This window comes from Bradyrhizobium lablabi (assembly GCF_900141755.1).
In the GTDB taxonomy this organism is placed as follows: Bacteria; Pseudomonadota; Alphaproteobacteria; order Rhizobiales; family Xanthobacteraceae; genus Bradyrhizobium; species Bradyrhizobium lablabi_A.
This window is the reverse complement of sequence record NZ_LT670844.1, coordinates 6,901,346-6,917,025: the sequence shown is the minus strand read 5'-3', so window position 1 is coordinate 6,917,025 and position 15,680 is coordinate 6,901,346. Positions and strand designations below refer to the sequence as shown.

17 protein-coding genes and 2 pseudogenes are annotated in these 15,680 nt (G+C 59.1%); 7 read left to right on the top strand and 12 right to left on the bottom strand.

Annotated features, from left to right (window positions below):
* The first annotated feature begins 14 nt into the window (after positions 1 to 14).
* Positions 15 to 890 (top strand): 5-oxoprolinase subunit B family protein, encoded by an 876-nt coding sequence (locus tag B5526_RS32075; RefSeq protein ID WP_079543726.1) that lies wholly within the window; start codon positions 15 to 17, stop codon positions 888 to 890.
* Entirely contained in the window at positions 880 to 1,866 is a 987-nt protein-coding gene (locus tag B5526_RS32070) for a biotin-dependent carboxyltransferase family protein (RefSeq protein WP_079543725.1), read from the top strand. The genes B5526_RS32075 and B5526_RS32070 overlap by 11 nt, the downstream gene beginning before the upstream one ends.
* Before the next feature lie 269 nt (positions 1,867 to 2,135).
* On the opposite strand, the gene B5526_RS39260 is transcribed toward B5526_RS32070, so the two are convergent.
* Positions 2,136 to 2,414, bottom strand: a complete 279-nt coding sequence (locus tag B5526_RS39260) for an integrase core domain-containing protein (protein ID WP_283807642.1) — start codon at positions 2,412 to 2,414, stop codon at positions 2,136 to 2,138.
* Positions 2,415 to 2,738: 324 nt separating this feature from the next.
* Positions 2,739 to 2,951 carry a hypothetical protein gene (locus B5526_RS32060; RefSeq protein WP_079543724.1) on the bottom strand — a complete coding sequence of 71 codons (213 nt, stop codon included), beginning with the start codon at positions 2,949 to 2,951 and terminating at the stop codon, positions 2,739 to 2,741.
* A 328-nt stretch (positions 2,952 to 3,279) separates the two neighbouring features.
* On the opposite strand from B5526_RS32060, the gene B5526_RS32055 reads away from it, so the two are divergent.
* Positions 3,280 to 3,552, top strand: a complete 273-nt coding sequence (locus tag B5526_RS32055; RefSeq protein WP_079543723.1) for a hypothetical protein — start codon at positions 3,280 to 3,282, stop codon at positions 3,550 to 3,552.
* Positions 3,553 to 4,056: 504 nt separating this feature from the next.
* Here B5526_RS32055 and B5526_RS32050 read toward each other — a convergent pair.
* From B5526_RS32050 to B5526_RS32040, 4 genes are all read right to left on the bottom strand, one after another.
* A complete protein-coding gene (locus B5526_RS32050; protein WP_154071560.1) occupies positions 4,057 to 4,686 on the bottom strand; it encodes a hypothetical protein in 630 nt (209 codons plus the stop codon).
* A 63-nt stretch (positions 4,687 to 4,749) separates the two neighbouring features.
* On the bottom strand, positions 4,750 to 5,205 hold the full coding sequence (locus B5526_RS32045; RefSeq protein WP_154071559.1) for a hypothetical protein: 456 nt from the start codon (positions 5,203 to 5,205) through the stop codon (positions 4,750 to 4,752).
* A 46-nt stretch (positions 5,206 to 5,251) separates the two neighbouring features.
* A complete protein-coding gene (locus B5526_RS39810; protein WP_433994608.1) occupies positions 5,252 to 5,356 on the bottom strand; it encodes a ribbon-helix-helix domain-containing protein in 105 nt (34 codons plus the stop codon).
* A 36-nt stretch (positions 5,357 to 5,392) separates the two neighbouring features.
* Positions 5,393 to 5,629 carry an SOS response-associated peptidase family protein gene (locus tag B5526_RS32040; protein WP_079543720.1) on the bottom strand — a complete coding sequence of 79 codons (237 nt, stop codon included), beginning with the start codon at positions 5,627 to 5,629 and terminating at the stop codon, positions 5,393 to 5,395.
* A 678-nt stretch (positions 5,630 to 6,307) separates the two neighbouring features.
* On the opposite strand from B5526_RS32040, the gene B5526_RS32030 reads away from it, so the two are divergent.
* Positions 6,308 to 6,670: a hypothetical protein gene (locus B5526_RS32030; protein WP_079543718.1), complete on the top strand. Its 363-nt coding sequence runs from the start codon at positions 6,308 to 6,310 to the stop codon at positions 6,668 to 6,670.
* A 40-nt stretch (positions 6,671 to 6,710) separates the two neighbouring features.
* Here B5526_RS32030 and B5526_RS39635 read toward each other — a convergent pair whose 3' ends face one another.
* Together B5526_RS39635 and B5526_RS39250 are read right to left on the bottom strand one after the other, a co-directional pair.
* Positions 6,711 to 7,607 carry a hypothetical protein gene (locus B5526_RS39635; RefSeq protein ID WP_154071558.1) on the bottom strand — a complete coding sequence of 299 codons (897 nt, stop codon included), beginning with the start codon at positions 7,605 to 7,607 and terminating at the stop codon, positions 6,711 to 6,713.
* Positions 7,608 to 7,897: 290 nt separating this feature from the next.
* Positions 7,898 to 8,289: pseudogene (locus B5526_RS39250) on the bottom strand (SOS response-associated peptidase family protein); the annotation flags it as partial.
* Between the two features lie 313 nt (positions 8,290 to 8,602).
* Here B5526_RS39250 and B5526_RS32015 point away from each other — a divergent pair.
* Both B5526_RS32015 and B5526_RS38125 read left to right on the top strand, forming a co-directional pair.
* Entirely contained in the window at positions 8,603 to 9,625 is a 1,023-nt protein-coding gene (locus B5526_RS32015; RefSeq protein WP_154071788.1) for an alpha/beta hydrolase, read from the top strand.
* A gap of 412 nt (positions 9,626 to 10,037) precedes the next feature.
* A complete protein-coding gene (locus B5526_RS38125) occupies positions 10,038 to 10,319 on the top strand; it encodes a hypothetical protein (RefSeq protein WP_154071557.1) in 282 nt (93 codons plus the stop codon).
* A 90-nt stretch (positions 10,320 to 10,409) separates the two neighbouring features.
* Here B5526_RS38125 and B5526_RS32010 read toward each other — a convergent pair whose 3' ends face one another.
* From B5526_RS32010 to B5526_RS39245, 3 genes and pseudogenes are all read right to left on the bottom strand, one after another.
* On the bottom strand, positions 10,410 to 10,619 hold the full coding sequence (locus B5526_RS32010) for a hypothetical protein (protein ID WP_079543717.1): 210 nt from the start codon (positions 10,617 to 10,619) through the stop codon (positions 10,410 to 10,412).
* Between the two features lie 594 nt (positions 10,620 to 11,213).
* The gene (locus B5526_RS32005) at positions 11,214 to 12,377 is read right to left on the bottom strand and encodes a PASTA domain-containing protein (RefSeq protein ID WP_154071556.1); all 1,164 of its coding nucleotides are present in this window, start codon (positions 12,375 to 12,377) and stop codon (positions 11,214 to 11,216) included.
* A 338-nt stretch (positions 12,378 to 12,715) separates the two neighbouring features.
* Positions 12,716 to 12,913, bottom strand: a pseudogene (locus B5526_RS39245) (response regulator); the annotation flags it as partial.
* 293 nt (positions 12,914 to 13,206) lie between these two features.
* Between B5526_RS39245 and B5526_RS31995 the strand changes: the two are divergent.
* Entirely contained in the window at positions 13,207 to 14,796 is a 1,590-nt protein-coding gene (locus B5526_RS31995; protein ID WP_079543715.1) for an SGNH/GDSL hydrolase family protein, read from the top strand.
* 137 nt (positions 14,797 to 14,933) lie between these two features.
* Here the strand turns inward: B5526_RS31995 and B5526_RS31990 are convergent, their stop codons facing one another.
* Positions 14,934 to 15,614 (bottom strand): HAD hydrolase-like protein, encoded by a 681-nt coding sequence (locus B5526_RS31990; protein ID WP_079543714.1) that lies wholly within the window; start codon positions 15,612 to 15,614, stop codon positions 14,934 to 14,936.
* Positions 15,615 to 15,680: the final 66 nt, after the last annotated feature.

Below are 15,680 nucleotides of genomic sequence, written 5' to 3'. Positions count from 1 at the left end.
GAGGCCAGTGTCCCATGCAAACTCGATTTTCCTTCGGCGGCGATGAGCATATCTTCGCCGAAGTGGATGAATCCATGTCGCTCGAGGCTTTTTTCAAGAGCCTCTTCATCACCAATGCGGTACGCGACGCCAAGATCAAAGGTGTCACCGAGATCTGCCCGGCCAATGCCTCTTATCAGGTGAAGTTCGATCCGGATCTGATCGAGCCGGATGATATGCTCGCCGAGCTGAAGCGCCTGGATTCGGCGGCCGAAAAGTCCGAGCCGATCATCGCGACGCGGATCATCGAGATCCCGGTGCTTTACGACGATCCCTGGACGCGCGAGACGCTGATGCGCTTCCGCGAGCGCCATCAGGATCCCAACGGCACCGATCTCGAATACGCGGCACGCATCAACAATCTCGACGGGATCGACGCGTTCATCAAGGCGCATTCAAGTTCACCTTGGTTCGTCTCGATGGTGGGCTTCGTCGCCGGCCTGCCCTTCCTCTATCAGATGGTCGAACGCAAACGGCAGATTCAGGCGCCGAAATATCTGCGCCCGCGCACGGACACACCCAAGCTGACGGTCGGGCACGGCGGCTGCTTCAGCTGCATCTACTCGGTGCGCGGTGCCGGCGGTTACCAGATGTTCGGCATCACGCCCATGCCGATCTACGATCCCAATCAGAAGATCAGCTATCTGCGCGATTTCATGTGCCTGTTCAAGCCGGGCGACATCGTGAAGTGGAAGCCCATCGAGCGGCCGGCCTATGATGAGGCGGTCGCCGATGTCGAAGCGGGCCGCTTCTCGCCGACCATCCGGGATGTCTCGTTCTCGCTCACCGAGTTCAACCGCGACATCGATGGTTACAATCGTAAACTCGAGGGGGTCCTCCATGGCCATTAAGGTTTTGAAGCCGGGTCTTTCGACCACCGTCCAGGACCTCGGGCGTCCCGGCTATTATCACATCGGTATCCCGCTCTCCGGCGGAATGGATCGGCATGCGCTCGCCGCCGCCAACCTGCTCGTGGGTAATCCGGAGGGAGCTGCCGTTCTCGAGGCCGTATTTATGGGGCCGGAGCTCGAGTTTACCGATGACTCCATGGTCGCGGTTACGGGGGCCGAGTTGCCACCCAAGCTCGATGGTGTTCCGCGCGAGACGTGGGCCTCCTTCAAGGTCAAACGCGGCCAAAAACTTTCTTTCGATTTCCTGAAAATGGGCGCGCGCGCCTACATTGCCGTCGCAGGCGGAATCGATGTGCCCGTCGTTCTCGGCTCGCGCTCGACCTACGTGCTGGGCGCTCTCGGCGGCTTCAAGGGTCGAAAGCTGGAGGTCGGCGACGAACTACCCGTTGGTGCGGCTACGACAGCGGTCAAGGAGGGCCGTACGGTCGGGGAAGAATTGCGCGGCTTGCCGATGGCGATGCCGACGGAGTTGCGCGTCATGCCTGGACTTTACTGGCATCGCATCACCGATGCCGCCGGCAGCGGTTTCTTTTCTGACACCTGGAAGGTCGCTCCGGAAGCCGACCGGATCGGCTACCGCTTCAAGGGCGGCAAGCCACTCGAATTCGTGCCGCGTGAGCCACCATTCGGCGCGGGCTCCGATCCCTCCAACATCACCGATGCCTGCTATCCGTATGGCTCGATCCAGGTGCCCGGAGGCACTGAGCCGATCGTGCTGCATCGTGACGCGGTTTCGGGCGGTGGCTACTTCATGGTCGGCACAGTCATATCGGCCGATATGGATCTGATCGGCCAGCTTCAGCCCAATACGCCGGTAAGGTTCGTCAAGGTCGAAATGGATCAAGCGCTTGCGGCCGGCAAAGTGCGTGCCGAGCTGCTGGCGAAAACCCGCTCGTCCTTGAAGTCATCGCCCTAAATTCTTGGACGGAATTTCCACGCTGGTTGATGCGCAGGCTATTTGGCAGCGGGGGGGCGAAACCGCGATGCCCATTATCGCGGAAGCACTGTTTTCCTCTCGGCGTAGCTTAGCCGATGAACCAAGGCCTTTAGCCAACGTCCGCTTTGCGCCAGAAGCGGCCATTCGAGCTTTGGCTAAGGTCCATCATCGGGGTCGCGGCGTAATCACAAAAACACGCGCCGACTATCTAGCCGTCGCATCAAACTCTATCTCGTGCCTGTCGCAAATCAAATCCGGACATATTTGTGATGCAGTCCGCCGAGGATTGGGCGGCAAAGAATACGCCCTGCCCTCTCAACAGTACGCGATAGGGGCGAGTCTTTATTCAAGGACAGGTGCGTGCGCGTCTCATTATAGTAATTCATATACGACAGCAGGACATGGCGAAGATGCCGCTCGCCTAACACGACAACGTGGTCAAGGCATTCCCGTCGGATCGAACCGATCAGCCTTTCGGCATATGCGTTCTGCCACGGGGAACGCGGCGATGTTGGCCGGTCGCGAATGCCTATCGATCGGAGTCTGCGGATAAAGACCTCACCATAGGCCCCGTCCCGGTCACGAATGAGATAGCAAGAAGCCTGTTCCCACCCGCATGCTTCCGTGACCTGATTTGCGATCCATTCTGCGGTTGGATGCGCTGTGACGCCAAACCACAGAATATGTCAGCTCCCAACGAGGCCCGCGACTGGAACAATAGCACCAGCACCGACCAGACCAGGCTGCAAGCTTCTCTCATAAGCCAGAAACATTGCGCGATTCGGCCTCACTTGCCAGCCGGATTCGGTTTCCGACAGGGACAAGGGGCGCTGGGGCCGTCAGAGCGCGGTTTAGCACCCGGTGAACCGAGGATCGTACCCCTCGTACAGCTCTGTCAAATACGCCCAGCCATATATCGTCAGCTGCTCGGCATCGCGCTGGCCAGCAGACGCGAGGCTTTCAATATATCGGCTAATTTTTTTCCTTGAATCCGCGGTTCGCTCGGCATCAAGGGGGCACATCGATTGATAGGCTTTCAAAATACGTTCAACCACCTCATTCATCGCAAACTCCAAATAAACGCATCGCAATAGTCGCAGTGCACCATTTCAGATTTCCGTCGTCAACCCCACCGGAAGAGGTAGTACGCAATTGTTCTCGAAATTGCAGACGGGATCAGCCCCAAATGGAATTAGTCTTGGTATCGTTCGGTAGCGGACTGACAAACCTACTTCAGTTGTCCCATCATATCCCCTCATAAGCCCACGACCATTATTCGAGCGGATGTAACTCAATGGTCGTTTCGTGGAAGGCCCCGGAGCGATCCGCGGGCCTTCCGTTTTACGGGCGCTTTATCGTCGGCACCTCCAACCGATGGCGTAGGTCGTGGGAATGGCCATGGAGTTCTCCCGCGTCATTAGCCCCGTCAAGGACATGGAAATATGGACCGCGAGCAGCGACGGTTTTTCGTTCGTGATCAGTTATGAGAGCCGCAGCGGTCCCGGCTTTCACGGACACGCCGGCTTCGTGGCGTCGTGGCGTCCGATCGATCAGAACAGGAGCGCCATCAAGATCGGCGGCTCGCCCTTTAAAACGCTCGCCGAGGCCGAAGAAGCCTGTAAGGCCATGCTGGGACACCTGAGGAGAAAGCTCGAGGGGGAATGATCTCCTTTTTGCTGAATAACTACCGATTGCTGCGGCGTTAGGAGCCAAACCCTTTCTGGGCGCCTTGACGCGTCTAGTCCCAGAAACCGCGTGTGACAGTGTCGCCTAGGGTTGTCGTCCCGTCCTCGAATAGTCGGGCATCCAGTGATACCAATTTGTGCTTGCCGAACTTCGCGTGTTTCGTCGGGGAACAAGCGATCATGAGCGCCGACGAATCGCCTGACATGCTCCTTCACCTGGGCGCGTTCTAGGGTCCCCTCGAGCAAAGATATGAAAATCGCATTGATGACATCGTCCTTGTCCGGAAAGTATTGAGGTAGCAGCGCTCGGATTTGGTCGTAGTCGCTCGGGTCCCATTCGTAATGGAACTTTCTAACCGGAGGCTCTTGGATCGCTTTTTCTGACTTCTCTGCCTCTCGCATCCAACGAATCCGTTGCCCGGCACTATTGCTGTCAGCGATGTGCTTGGCGACGACACTATCGAGATACAGCAAGCGCGTTCGGCTATGGGGGATTGATGCGCCGGAATCTGAACAGCTTTGCAGAGGTTCGGATAACCGCATTTTTGGAGAGTTGCTGCTGGTTAGCTTCTTCCATCAGAAACAGGGCGGCTTCCAGATCGCACTCGATGTTAGATTTAATCAATGGTGTTCGCGGAGCACGTGGCTGGGCGATTCGGGTCATTTCTAGAATTGTTAGATAGAATTTGCGCGGATCATCAGCACCCAAAGTCTCCGCCTTTACCTCGTAGAGATCGGCAAGCTCCGCAGCGTGATAGGTTTCGGCCAAGACGTGCACATCTCTTTGAAAATTACTCACCTTCAATTTCTGAGCGATTATTAAAGCAATCTTGGTTCTGAGTTCGTTGAAATGGTTAAGGTCTGCCGCGCTAAGTTGCTGGCTTATGGCAACGTTGGGCTTTTGCGCCTTTTGACCAATATCGTTCATTGCGCTCACAACTGGCAGGTAACGCTTTCCGTAGTCCACCATTGCGACTTCTGCGAAAGCATCGGTTTGGGATACCACATTTCTGATTTCGCAAAATTCGGAGGCAGACGCGCCATCGCACAAAATAGTAAGTACCGAGCCACTAACAGAAGCAGCAAAAAACATTCTATGAAAAAATGCCTTCACAGTCCCCCCCCCCCCCAAGAAATGCGGCATATATCGAAGGATAATCTTCATCAAAAGCAAGGCTCAGTTGGCGGCGTGCAACAAGAGCAGACTTGACAAAACGAGGATGGGCGAAACAGCTAGAATGCCCATGAACATTATGAGTTCTTGAATGTCATAATCCTCTCCACGCGAATATGCATCTTTGGTGTTTTGACTGACGATGGAGTCATAGTCCACGCCTCTTTCTTTCATCCATGCAATGATGGTTACGACCTGATTTCGGATACCAGTCACGCGCCTGTTATAATGAAGAACGAGCAGCCAACTTGCTGCAGCTACCCCGCAGCTCAGGACAAGAAGATATATTTGGATTTCCGCCAAGGCTGGTATGGCAGCGGCGACCGCCAATGCAAGGTTGACCGATGCTCCCCATTTGAGGACATCCCACCTTTGGGTTTTGTACGCGGCAATATACCTGCGGCAATTTTCCAAGGCTGCCGATGCAACTTGAAATTCTTTGTCAGCCAGATCGTTCATTGAGAACCACCCGTGCCGCCTTGGGTTGTCGCCCCCCACCAAATGATCAATCGAGGAGTGGATTTTCCGCCGACTGCCGCTTGCCGTGCTTTTTGAGCAGATCATTAAAGGCTTCGACTGCCAAGGCGTTTAGTGTGGTGTCGTGCTCCAACCGCCAGCATTTTCAGGGCGCGCCAGCCCTCAGCATTTATGCGGACCAGTACATATTTGAACGCGCCAGAATCGCGGGCGGTCGGACATTGCCGACCTTATTGTCAACAGGCCAAATCTTTAGCCATTCGTCGGGGCACGGCTTGAGCAGCGCGAGCAACTCCTGCTCGGTGGCCGGTTCTTCACCAAGCCATTTCGACCAATCGGATTCGTCAAGAATGACTGGCATGCGGTTGTTGACCCAGCCGCAATCCTCGCACAGAGAGCATTTCATGGCTTGCCGAGCCTACCCGGACTTTTGCCACGAATCATCCTTAAGTCCGATCTCGATCATGCCTCGCGGGCCAAAGGGGGATGGTCAGACCCGGCGCGTGTCGTCCGTACTCACCACGCGTCGGGCCGCTTCCCAGCCGAAATCGGGGCGGACATCGTCACCTTTCCGGCCGCAAGCCTGGCAGGTAAACCGCCGCTCTTTATCGGATAGCTGGACGTCATCCGGCCATCTGTCCGCGCTCATGGTCGTCGAGTGGCCGCACTTGTAATCCGAGCAATAGATCAGGACACCGCGAACGCCAGCGGCATACTTGCATACTCCAGTGGGGAACTGGCTCACTCAGTCGATGTCGTTCCCGTCATCGTCCTCGTCGGCGCCCCGATCGGGATCTTCTACGTACACCAAGCACCCTTCATAAAACGAGATGGCGCGGCCTCGCAGCGGACAAGCCGACTCATCCGTGATGCTGTGTGCCTCCGCCCACCGGTAGCCAGCGGCGTGAGCGGAGGGCGAGAGCAATTGGCGGGGGCCGAGTTTTCCGGACCGTCGCTGGTTTCAATCTCGGCGTCGTGCACTTTGCGGCCCCATTGGTTTCACTGAATGGCCACATAAGAATCAGATGCTAACCAAATTTCGTGGATAGGAACTTTCTTAATTTGTTTTTCAAACTGGAAAGGAATGACCATGCGCATCTTTACGGCATCCGTCATTATTGCAGCCCTCTCCCTCGGGACGCCGGCTTTCGTGCAGGCACAAGGAGCACCCTCGCAACCCGAGGCACAGACACCGCCCGATCAGTCCAGCACGATCATACGGAGCATACAGGTCGTCGACATCAAGGACCTGAAACCGGCGTTGCGCTCGAAGGTCGATGAAGTCGCCAAGCACACAAGCGAAGAAGACATGCAGTCACTTCGGAAGTCTATTGACGCAACACCAGAGGCGGCAGCGGCGCTCAAGGCCAAAGGCCTGAGTTCGTCACAAGTCGTTGCGATCAATATCGCCGACGGTGTCCTGACGCTGTTCGCCAAGACAGCTTGAAATCAGGATTACTAACTGCGGAGAGCCGCATGCCGGATAATCAGGATCGGGAAAGCTTGATCAGATTTCGAAGGTTCGCCGTTATCGCTGTAGCATTCATTCTGGTGGTTGCTGTCCTCACATGGGGACCGTGAAATATCACGCATGTTGAGAGTAATCCCGGACCGAGCGGAACACCGGGATCGACGGCACTAAACCAGACCCCACCGCCAGCCGCCGGTCCCTCAGAGACAACCACAAAAGCGGCGCGCTGAGCACCCTTTATCAGCCGTTCGAAATTCCGCGCGAGTTGACCATGCAAATAGGGCAAAACGCCCCGGTTGGGCGTGGATTTGTCATAACCGACTACTCCTCGTTGAAGCCGGCATGTGACCATGTTTTCCCCGAGGTGGGGAATTGTCAAATCAGGAACGGCGCCGTCAGCGATGGGCTCCAAAAGTGGCCGCCGCAGCCGGGAGGTGCGACGGCCAAGGTATGGAGACTCCTGGCGTGGTCGGGAATCGATGGACCAGCCAAGGCGGATTTTTGCATGCATATTCCGGGCCGGCCGCCCGTGAGGGCTTGGCAATCGTCGGGCTTTGATGCCGCCACGGCCGAACGCCAGAAGATCACCCTTGCCGAGATGCGCGCTGCCGGCGTTCGCGGACTGCTGATTTATTGCTCGGATTATCGGTGCAGCCACTGGACCGCCAGCAGCGGCGACCGATGGCAGGATGATGTTCGGCTGTCCGATCTGGAACCCCGGTTCATCTGCCAGGCCTGCGGCCAGAGAGGCGCCGACGTCCGCCCGGATTTCCATTGGGAAGAAGCCAAGCACCGCTTCAGGATCGGTGGCGGCTTTTGCTGCTGGACGCAAGGCCGGTTCCCCCGCGGGTTTCTCGCCCACGCCGCTTCTCGCAGCGCGACGATGACGAAACGGTGGATTGACGGTGGACAAGATGGCCGCCGCCACAGTGACACCACGATGCTTCGTGAGCGTGTCGAGGTGCTAGCACAGTCGAACGCCCTGGGGGCGATCCTGCCCAGCGCGGTCGAGTGGCCGGGCGCCGCCCTCGCCCCTACCCCACGCGTCAGGGCGCGCTCGGCTACTTGCTATCCCGCAGCCTCATGCTCGGCCCTCGGAAGCCGCGTGATGTATCTGCCGGCATAATCGAGCGTAACGAGGTAGCGGCCACGCGGCAACGGAATCGGTTTCCTCAAACGGTCGCCTACAGCCGCGCTCAGCCTTCATGCTGCTGCCTGATCTACCTTATCGGCGCCGCGGGCGACAATCTTTAGCGAGTCATCCGGCGACGGCGGCTGCTGGGCCTTCGCCTTATCCCATGGGGCGCGCATCCAAACGTCGCGCTCTTCATCAGTCGTCAAGACCACCGGCATTGCCTGGGGATGTATCGGCTCGACGACCGCGTTCGGCGCAGTCGTCAAGAATCCGTAGACCAGGTGAGGGCCGGGAATGGGCTTCGACTTCGTCCCGCGGTCCCCCCTTTGAACTCGGTCCAGATACCGGCGAATGCGAACAGCGGCCGGCCATCTTTCAGCGCAAACCAGACGACGTCCTTTTTGCCGGTCGCGGGATTGGGCTCTGGCGCGTATTCAGCAAAGCTGTTTGCCGGGGCCACCGGTGATGACATCGCGCAGCTACGCGTGCGCAGGCCGGTTATCAAGCCGTCGCAGCCAAATCACGACCGCTTCGATCGGTTTAGGCGAACGCGATAGTCGATGGAAAACAAGGGGGGTGAGACCTTATCATGGTTTTCGCACCGATATCTGCCGACCATGGTATATTCCACGCGCTCCAATCGGTAAGTCTGCGCTGCCCTGCGGTCTTGCGCTGCGTCCCGGCGGGGGCCGCCCGCCCTTTTCTCGCCGCCATCGTGATTCAAGGACTTGCAGGGGGAGTTCTACGGCGGGCAGTGTTCCCGAAGGTCTTGTGTGATCGTCCAACGTTTGCTGCAACACCAGGCTATTGTGTCTCGCCGCGCGCTCCTGGGCGGGCTTGGTTCCTTAACCAGCGCGCTCGCGCTCGGCGGATGCGCCAGCATGGGCGCGACGGGCGCGCGCTTCGACGCTTCGACGCTCTCAGTAGACCCGACGTTGCTCGTCGCAACCACACGCAAGCGGGTGAATGGCGGACGCGCGAAGCCGTGGTTCGGGCCCGAGCGGGCCTCTACGATGACCGTCGCACGGGCGAAGCTGGTGCCACCGGACGACGGCCGTTTCACTCTCGCCGCAGTCGGGCTTGACGATTGGCGTCTTGATGAGGTCGAGCCGGTGTCGGGAGAGGTCAGCGATCTTCTCGCGCAGGCCGGCGGCGGACCAGACGTCCTGATCTACGTGCACGGCTTCAAACAGACGTTCGAGACAGCGGTGCTCGATGCAACGCACCTCTCCGATGGCATCAAGTTCCGTGGCCAGACGATGGTATTCTCCTGGCCGTCCAAGGCGGGACTATTCGACTACGCGTATGACCGCGAAAGCGCGATGTGGTCCCGCGATGACTTTGAACGCGTGCTCCGTTCCATCGTAACGACCCCGAGCGCCGGCCGCGTCCACATCGTCGCACACAGCATGGGAACCATGCTAACGCTCGAAAGCCTGCGTCAGCTCCACGCGCGATATGGTGACACCGTTGCGGACAGGATCGGGGCCGTGGTGTTCGCCGCGCCGGACATCGACATGGATGTGTTCTCGTCGGCGATCAACCGCATCGGTCTGCTCGCCCGCAAGATCACCGTCATCACCGCGACAAACGACCGCGCGCTGGCGCTGTCGGGGCAAATCGCCGGTGGGATGACACGGGTCGGCGCCGCCGAAAAGGCCGCCATCGAGCGGCTCGGCGTGCGCGTGATCGATGCTTCCGAGGCGGGCTGGGGCATCATCAACCACGATTTGTTCCTATCGAATGCGGAGGTGCAGCGGGTGATACGCCGCTCAATTGATACCGCGGCCGCGTGAACTCGGCTTTGCGGACGCCCCCTTCGAAATTCGTACCGCCGTTGGAGCGAACTACTTCATAAAATTGGAAGACTCCCTTACACGCGAACCGATCCAGACATTTTTCATTCGGGGCGGTCAAACGATGCAATCCAACGTTCCGCTTGGACATTTCGTTTTAAAGTATGCAACAGGCAATTCTTGGTGCGGCGAAAACGAGATGTTCGGAACTGAAACAGAATTTCACAAAGCCGATGTCGTTTTGCGATTCGCTCGTCAAGATTCAGATCATGGCTACACAATGATCGGACACACCGTCGAACTTATATTACAGGCAAACGGTAACTTGAAAACATCGAGGATTAGCCGCGAGGCGTTTTGACACAAGGCCAGCCTCTACTTCGGCAAAACTAACGTAGTCGCAGAGACACTTATGCAATTTCTCGCTGAACAACATCTTATCGCTGCAAAGCTGGTGCGGAAAAATGGAGCGGCGAGGACTGGCGCAGAACGAGAGCTGTTTATCAGGAAGTCGAATAGCTGTGTTGTCTGCGTGAGCCTCACGGCGAAAGATCGGGGCGGCATATGTTTGGACAATTTTGATTGGTGGTCGCTTCCCCCCGATTGGAGTGTCGTCGATGAGAAAGTTAGGCGGCTTGCGCCGCCGCATATCGACGGTCCATCCTTCGTTCCTGATCTCTCGCAGCAATGGTGACCGTGAAGCGGGAGAAGGCCCAGACGTAGGCGGCAGCCCGCCGCGCCAGTTGGAGCAGCCGATTTCGGCTCCTGAGGCAGCCTCTCGCTTCTAGCGCTTCGCTATGCTCGGAAAGATCAGTGACTGATCCTCAATTTCCTGGTTTGGAAGCTTTTTTACGCCCGCTACTGTGTGGAGTTCCTGCAACGAGGGCATAGCAGCGGTTCCGGCGGACAGCTTGGTCGAATGAGACCACAGCATGGCGGTCACGGCAGCGAATAGAGCGACAGCCGCGAAAGCAGGAATCATCAGACGCTTCATGGGACGCCTCCTGTTCGGTTCCGATATCTAGAAAAGTCTGCACCGTTTTGAGTAGCTCGAACCGCGACGCAGGTATGTGAACTGCTTCACGACTCACCCTCACTTGATGCTTGATCACGATGCCCACGGCACTCGCGGGGAACGAGTTCGGGACTGGTGGGGAACAGGTTTGGTACCTCTTCCGAACTGAGCAACCGCAACGAATGTGGTCGTCCTAGCGCATCGTTGCCCCGACTTGGAAAGCCTTGCTGTACCGCTGTCTCATGTACCGAATCAGTTCAGTGACTTGAATTGAGACAGCAAGACCAGGACCCCCGACCGAAACGTCGCGGTCGAATACCGTTGGGCCGAGAATCACTACGACCACCTGCCGGCGCTGGCGGCCGAGCTGGTTGACCGTCGGGTGAGCGTGGCAACACACTCGCCGCGCTGGCCGCAAAGGCGGCGACCGCGACTATCCCGATCGTCTTCCTGGTGGGCGGCGACCCCGTCAAGGCTGGGGTCGCAGGTTCGATCCCAGGTGCGCCCACTCACTCATTCATTCACTCGCACCGTCGCACGGCGCGGTTTCTCGGCGAGACGCCGAGATTGAGACTACTGAAGGGGACCGGTTTTCAGCGTCATGGTGACGGTGGCGCCTCGGGCCACCACGGTTCCGGCAGTTGGGGACTGGCTTTTCACCCAGGAGTTCTGGGGCCCGCTGGTCGGTTTGGGTACGAGCCCGAGATCCCTGAGCTGCTTGAGCGCCAGCTTGAAACTTACTTGGAACAGATCGGGCACGACGAGAGACGGGGCAGTCGGGTTGTCGATGCTGACGGCGAACCCACCGGCGAGCGCAGCCGTTACGCGCACGGTGACACCGGAGCTCGACGTGAACGACGCTCCGGGCGACAGCGCAGTCTGCGTCAGAAGCCTGATGAGGGGATCGGTTTCACCCGGCGGTGCATTCGGATCTTCGACCCCGGCGAGTTCGTAGATGATCACGCCTTCACTCGAGATACCCACCGGGACCTCGTTCGTGCCCAGCAGCCGCTTATTCCACCAGTTGCCGCCGTCGTATTGGTCAACCCTCTGGCGAGCCTCGACGAAGAGCGGATTGCCGCTCGTCTCGATCCGGACCGCGGTGCACCTGCCGGCTGGCGGCGGCTGCACGAGCCCCAACGTGTGCAGCGCGAACTCAGCGCTTGTCGCCGTGTCGACCATTATCGCCGACGGATCGAGCCACCCGAGCTGCACCTTCGTGTACGCTGTCGGGTGCGTGCCACATGCGCAGTCCATGTTGTCGAAGCCATTGAGATCGTTCGCGCGGTCGTTCGTGTACAAGTCCGCGTAGCCGGCGATCGCGTGTGTGAGCTCCATCGCCCAGACCCCGACGCCCTCGGCCATCACGAACCTCGCCCAGTACCCGGGCAGACCAGACGCTTGACCCGCCCCCTGGCCGCCGAGCATCACCAGCGCCGCGGCATCGAAGCCTTCGTTCCGGAACTGCTGCTCGAACTGAGGGGCAAGAAAATCCGGCGGCACGTCTTGCCGGTTGAGCGGGAACACGTCCTGCACCACCCCCTCGATGTCCGCGCGTCCCTGGGACGTCGTGTAGATGTAGTCGCGCAGCGACACGTCGACCCCCCTCAGAGGGTCGGGCCAGTAGTAGATCCGCTGCTCGATCTGCTGAGGCCAGTCGGGCGGTACCGGCTCACTGTTGAACTGCCCCCGATCGACCGGGAGAAATGCCACGCGCTTCGTTCCGATCCAGGCCACGTTAGCGCCCGATAGCCACGTTAGCGCCCGATAACAGTAGAGCTCGCGGTCACAGCGGCGAATAGACCGACAACCGCGAAAGCAGGAATTATCAGACGATCCATGGGAAACCTCCTGTTCGGTTCCGATGCACCGTTTAACTAGCTCGAACCGCTCCGCACGAATGTGGGCTGCCTCACGTCTCACACTTACTTGATGCTCTTGATGCTGAGAGAGAGCCTTCGGGCGGTTTCTCGTTTACGGGATCTCCTCACCGCTGCGCCGTAGCGTCAGCGCCCATGCGCGTTCGGGGTTGCGTCGCCGCCAGCACGCATCAGCGACCCCACCCTGGCGCAACCTTATTGCGTCGGCGTGCCGATATTGAGAAGCTGCGAAACCGCAGTGACAAGCTGCGCTGGTGCAAACGGTTTCTCTAGCAGAATACTGTTGGGCACACCGCGCGACGGCCAGCGTCCGACCGCCGCTCCCGTGATGCAAACGATAGGGAAGGCAGGATCGATCTCCCTGGATTGCTTCGCAACTTCCCACCCGTCCATTCTGCATGTCCCAAATGTCACAGCTGTCACAAGGCATCACATCGATTGGTCAAAGATAACAAAAGGGTAGCGGCAACTGCCCCAGTGGGGCACGAACGTATTGTCCCAGATAAATCGGTGTCCCAAGCCGGCCTTCGAAACGAGGCCGTCCCGCTCGGAGTCGGTCGTTTTAATGCATACGGTCGAGTTCCCCGGGAGCTCTTCTCTTGGAACAGTTATTTGATCGTGGGGATCATATCGGCCGGGTGCCGCGTTACTAGCTATCGCAATACGATCCATAGCGACCGAGCCGCATGTCGAAACGGAAGTCCTTTGTCCGCGCATTCACCGAAAGCGGCCCGCTGATCGCGCTGGCCGTCGCGATCGCGCTTCTGATCGGTATCGTCGGCCCGGCTTCCGCCCAGTTCTTCAATTTTGGCAATTTCGGTGGACCGCCGCGACCGCAACCCCGCGGCGGCGGTGGCTGGTTCGGCGGCGACTCTTTCGCACCGTTCCAACAGCAAATACCGGAGCAGCAAGTGCCGAGGCGCCAGGCGCCCCGGCAGATACTGGAGGATTTTTCGAAGGCGCCGCCGCCAGGGAAGCGCGAGACCGTGCCGGAGCGCAACGTGCTGGTGCTCGGCGATGCGATGGCCGACTGGCTCGCCTATGGTCTTGAGGACGCCTATTCCGAACAGCCGGAAATGGGCGTGATCCGCAAGCACAAGACCGTCTCCGGCCTGATCAAATACCAACCCAAGGGCGATCCGGCTGACTGGCCTGCCGCCGCCAAGGGCATCCTCGCCACCGAGAAGGCGGACGCCATCGTCGTGATGCTCGGCCTCGATGACCGCGTTCCGATCCGCGAGCCGGCAGTCGATAAATCCGACAGCAAGTCATCCGATAAAAAGAGCGACAAAAAGGACGCCAAAGCTAAACAGGATGCCAAGCCTGGAGACGGGAAATCCGGCGCGAAGCCGGCTGGCACGCCTGACACCGCCGCAAAACTGGATGACAGGACGGTCGATACCGAATTGTCCCCGGACGACGCCGTCGACAATGGTGTGCCGCCGGCCATCGCACCTGGAAAGAGCGCGCGCTCGCCGAACGGCCTCTACGAGTTTCGCGAGGAGCGCTGGGTCGAGCTCTACACCAAAAAGATCGAAGAGATGATCGGCGTCTTGAAATCCAAGGGCGTCCCGGTGCTATGGGTTGGCCTGCCCGCCGCGCGCGGCGCCAAGGCGACGTCGGACGCGCTGTTCCTGGACTCGCTGTATCGCAACGCCGCCGGCAAGGCCGGCGTCACCTACGTCGATGTCTGGGACGGATTTGTAGACGAGGCCGGCCACTTCGTGCAGCAGGGCCCGGACTTCGAGGGCCAGATCCGCCGCTTACGCTCCTATGACGGCATCTATTTCACCAAGGCTGGCGCGCGCAAGCTCGCGCATTATGTCGAGCGCGAGATCACGCGGCTGCTGGCTGCGCATTCCTCGCCGATTGCGCTGCCGACCGAGCCGGCAACGCCTGAAGCGAATGCGCCGCCCGGCCAGCCGACATCGCGCCCGCTCGCCGGACCAATCGTGCCGCTGGTGGAATCCTCGGTCGGCACCGATCAGTTGCTCGGCGGCCCTGGCTCGCGCCCGGCCGCGGTCGATGCGCTTGCCGCCCGAACGCTGGTCAAGGGCGAACCGCTTGTGCCGCCCGCCGGCCGCGCCGATGATTTTGTCTGGCCGCGCCGCGAAGTTGGACACGAACCTTCCCAAGGCGAAACGCCAGTGGCCTCGGTCCCGCCAGACGCCTTGAGGTCGGTCATGGCTCGGGCCCCTCCGCCGAAGCCGAAAAAGTCGCGCACGCAAGTTCGTATCGGCCGCGACGCATGGGGACCGGGTTTCTTCACGCGATAATGCCTGCTCCATCAAACAAAGTTACTCAAATCGCCGCACTGTTGACTTCCGGTCTTCCCCGATGAGCGGACTTTACGGAGTCTGTCGGCATGTCTCAAACGTGCCAATAGCGATCGTCTCGATTGCAATTGGGAGGCCTAGGTCAAGGGCCGCTTTCCACTAACCATCGCGAGAACTGTGCAAGCGAGATCAACAGTTGATTCCACCAATTGATCTGCGCCAGCGCCTTCTAGTTCATCTCGGGTACCATAGCCCCAGAGTACTCCAAGACCGCGCATTCCAACCGCATGGGCGCCAGAGATGTCGTAGCGGCGGTCCCCGACCATCAAACTGCGCGTGGGTGTAATATTATGCTCCGACAAGATATGGGCGAGCAGCTCAGGCTTGTGGTCCAGCTCTCCGCCCGGCACCGAGCCGTGGATGCCATCGAAATATGCCGCAAGCTCCAAATGCTCCAGGATACGACGCGCGAATGCCTCCCGCTTCGATGTTGCCAAATATAATCGCAATCCTCCTTGCTGCATCTCTCTTAGAGAATTGCCTATTCCCGGGTAGGGCTCGCTTCCGAGAAGGCCGCTTTCACCGTAGTGCTGACGAAAGGCCAATACTGCCTCAGCAATCCTGTCGTCCCCATATGGCTGCAGCAAGAATTGCATCACGTCCTCGAGCGGCGGCCCGATGACCCGCTTGATGTCGAGGATTTCGTTCGGCTCGTGTCCAAGAGTGCGCAGCGCCGCGAGGCAACTTGCCAAAATGCCGGGCTGCGAATCAATCAGGGTGCCGTCGAGATCGAGAAGAACAGAGCAAGGCGGGGCCATGGCTTCAGCATAGTGATCGCAGCCAAGCGAGTAAATGTTCGACTGATTCGAAGTCCGCTATGGGTC

Coding starts and splice junctions, on each gene's coding strand:
- B5526_RS32010 (WP_079543717.1), bottom strand. CDS start 10,619: ATGAAGCGTCTGATGATTCCTGCTTTCGCGGCTGTCGCTCTATTCGCT.
- B5526_RS31995 (WP_079543715.1), top strand. CDS start 13,207: ATGTCGAAACGGAAGTCCTTTGTCCGCGCATTCACCGAAAGCGGCCCG.
- B5526_RS32030 (WP_079543718.1), top strand. CDS start 6,308: ATGACCATGCGCATCTTTACGGCATCCGTCATTATTGCAGCCCTCTCC.
- B5526_RS32045 (WP_154071559.1), bottom strand. CDS start 5,205: ATGAACGATCTGGCTGACAAAGAATTTCAAGTTGCATCGGCAGCCTTG.
- B5526_RS32055 (WP_079543723.1), top strand. CDS start 3,280: ATGGCCATGGAGTTCTCCCGCGTCATTAGCCCCGTCAAGGACATGGAA.
- B5526_RS31990 (WP_079543714.1), bottom strand. CDS start 15,614: ATGGCCCCGCCTTGCTCTGTTCTTCTCGATCTCGACGGCACCCTGATT.
- B5526_RS32075 (WP_079543726.1), top strand. CDS start 15: ATGCAAACTCGATTTTCCTTCGGCGGCGATGAGCATATCTTCGCCGAA.
- B5526_RS38125 (WP_154071557.1), top strand. CDS start 10,038: ATGCAATTTCTCGCTGAACAACATCTTATCGCTGCAAAGCTGGTGCGG.
- B5526_RS32070 (WP_079543725.1), top strand. CDS start 880: ATGGCCATTAAGGTTTTGAAGCCGGGTCTTTCGACCACCGTCCAGGAC.
- B5526_RS32040 (WP_079543720.1), bottom strand. CDS start 5,629: ATGAAATGCTCTCTGTGCGAGGATTGCGGCTGGGTCAACAACCGCATG.
- B5526_RS32060 (WP_079543724.1), bottom strand. CDS start 2,951: ATGAATGAGGTGGTTGAACGTATTTTGAAAGCCTATCAATCGATGTGC.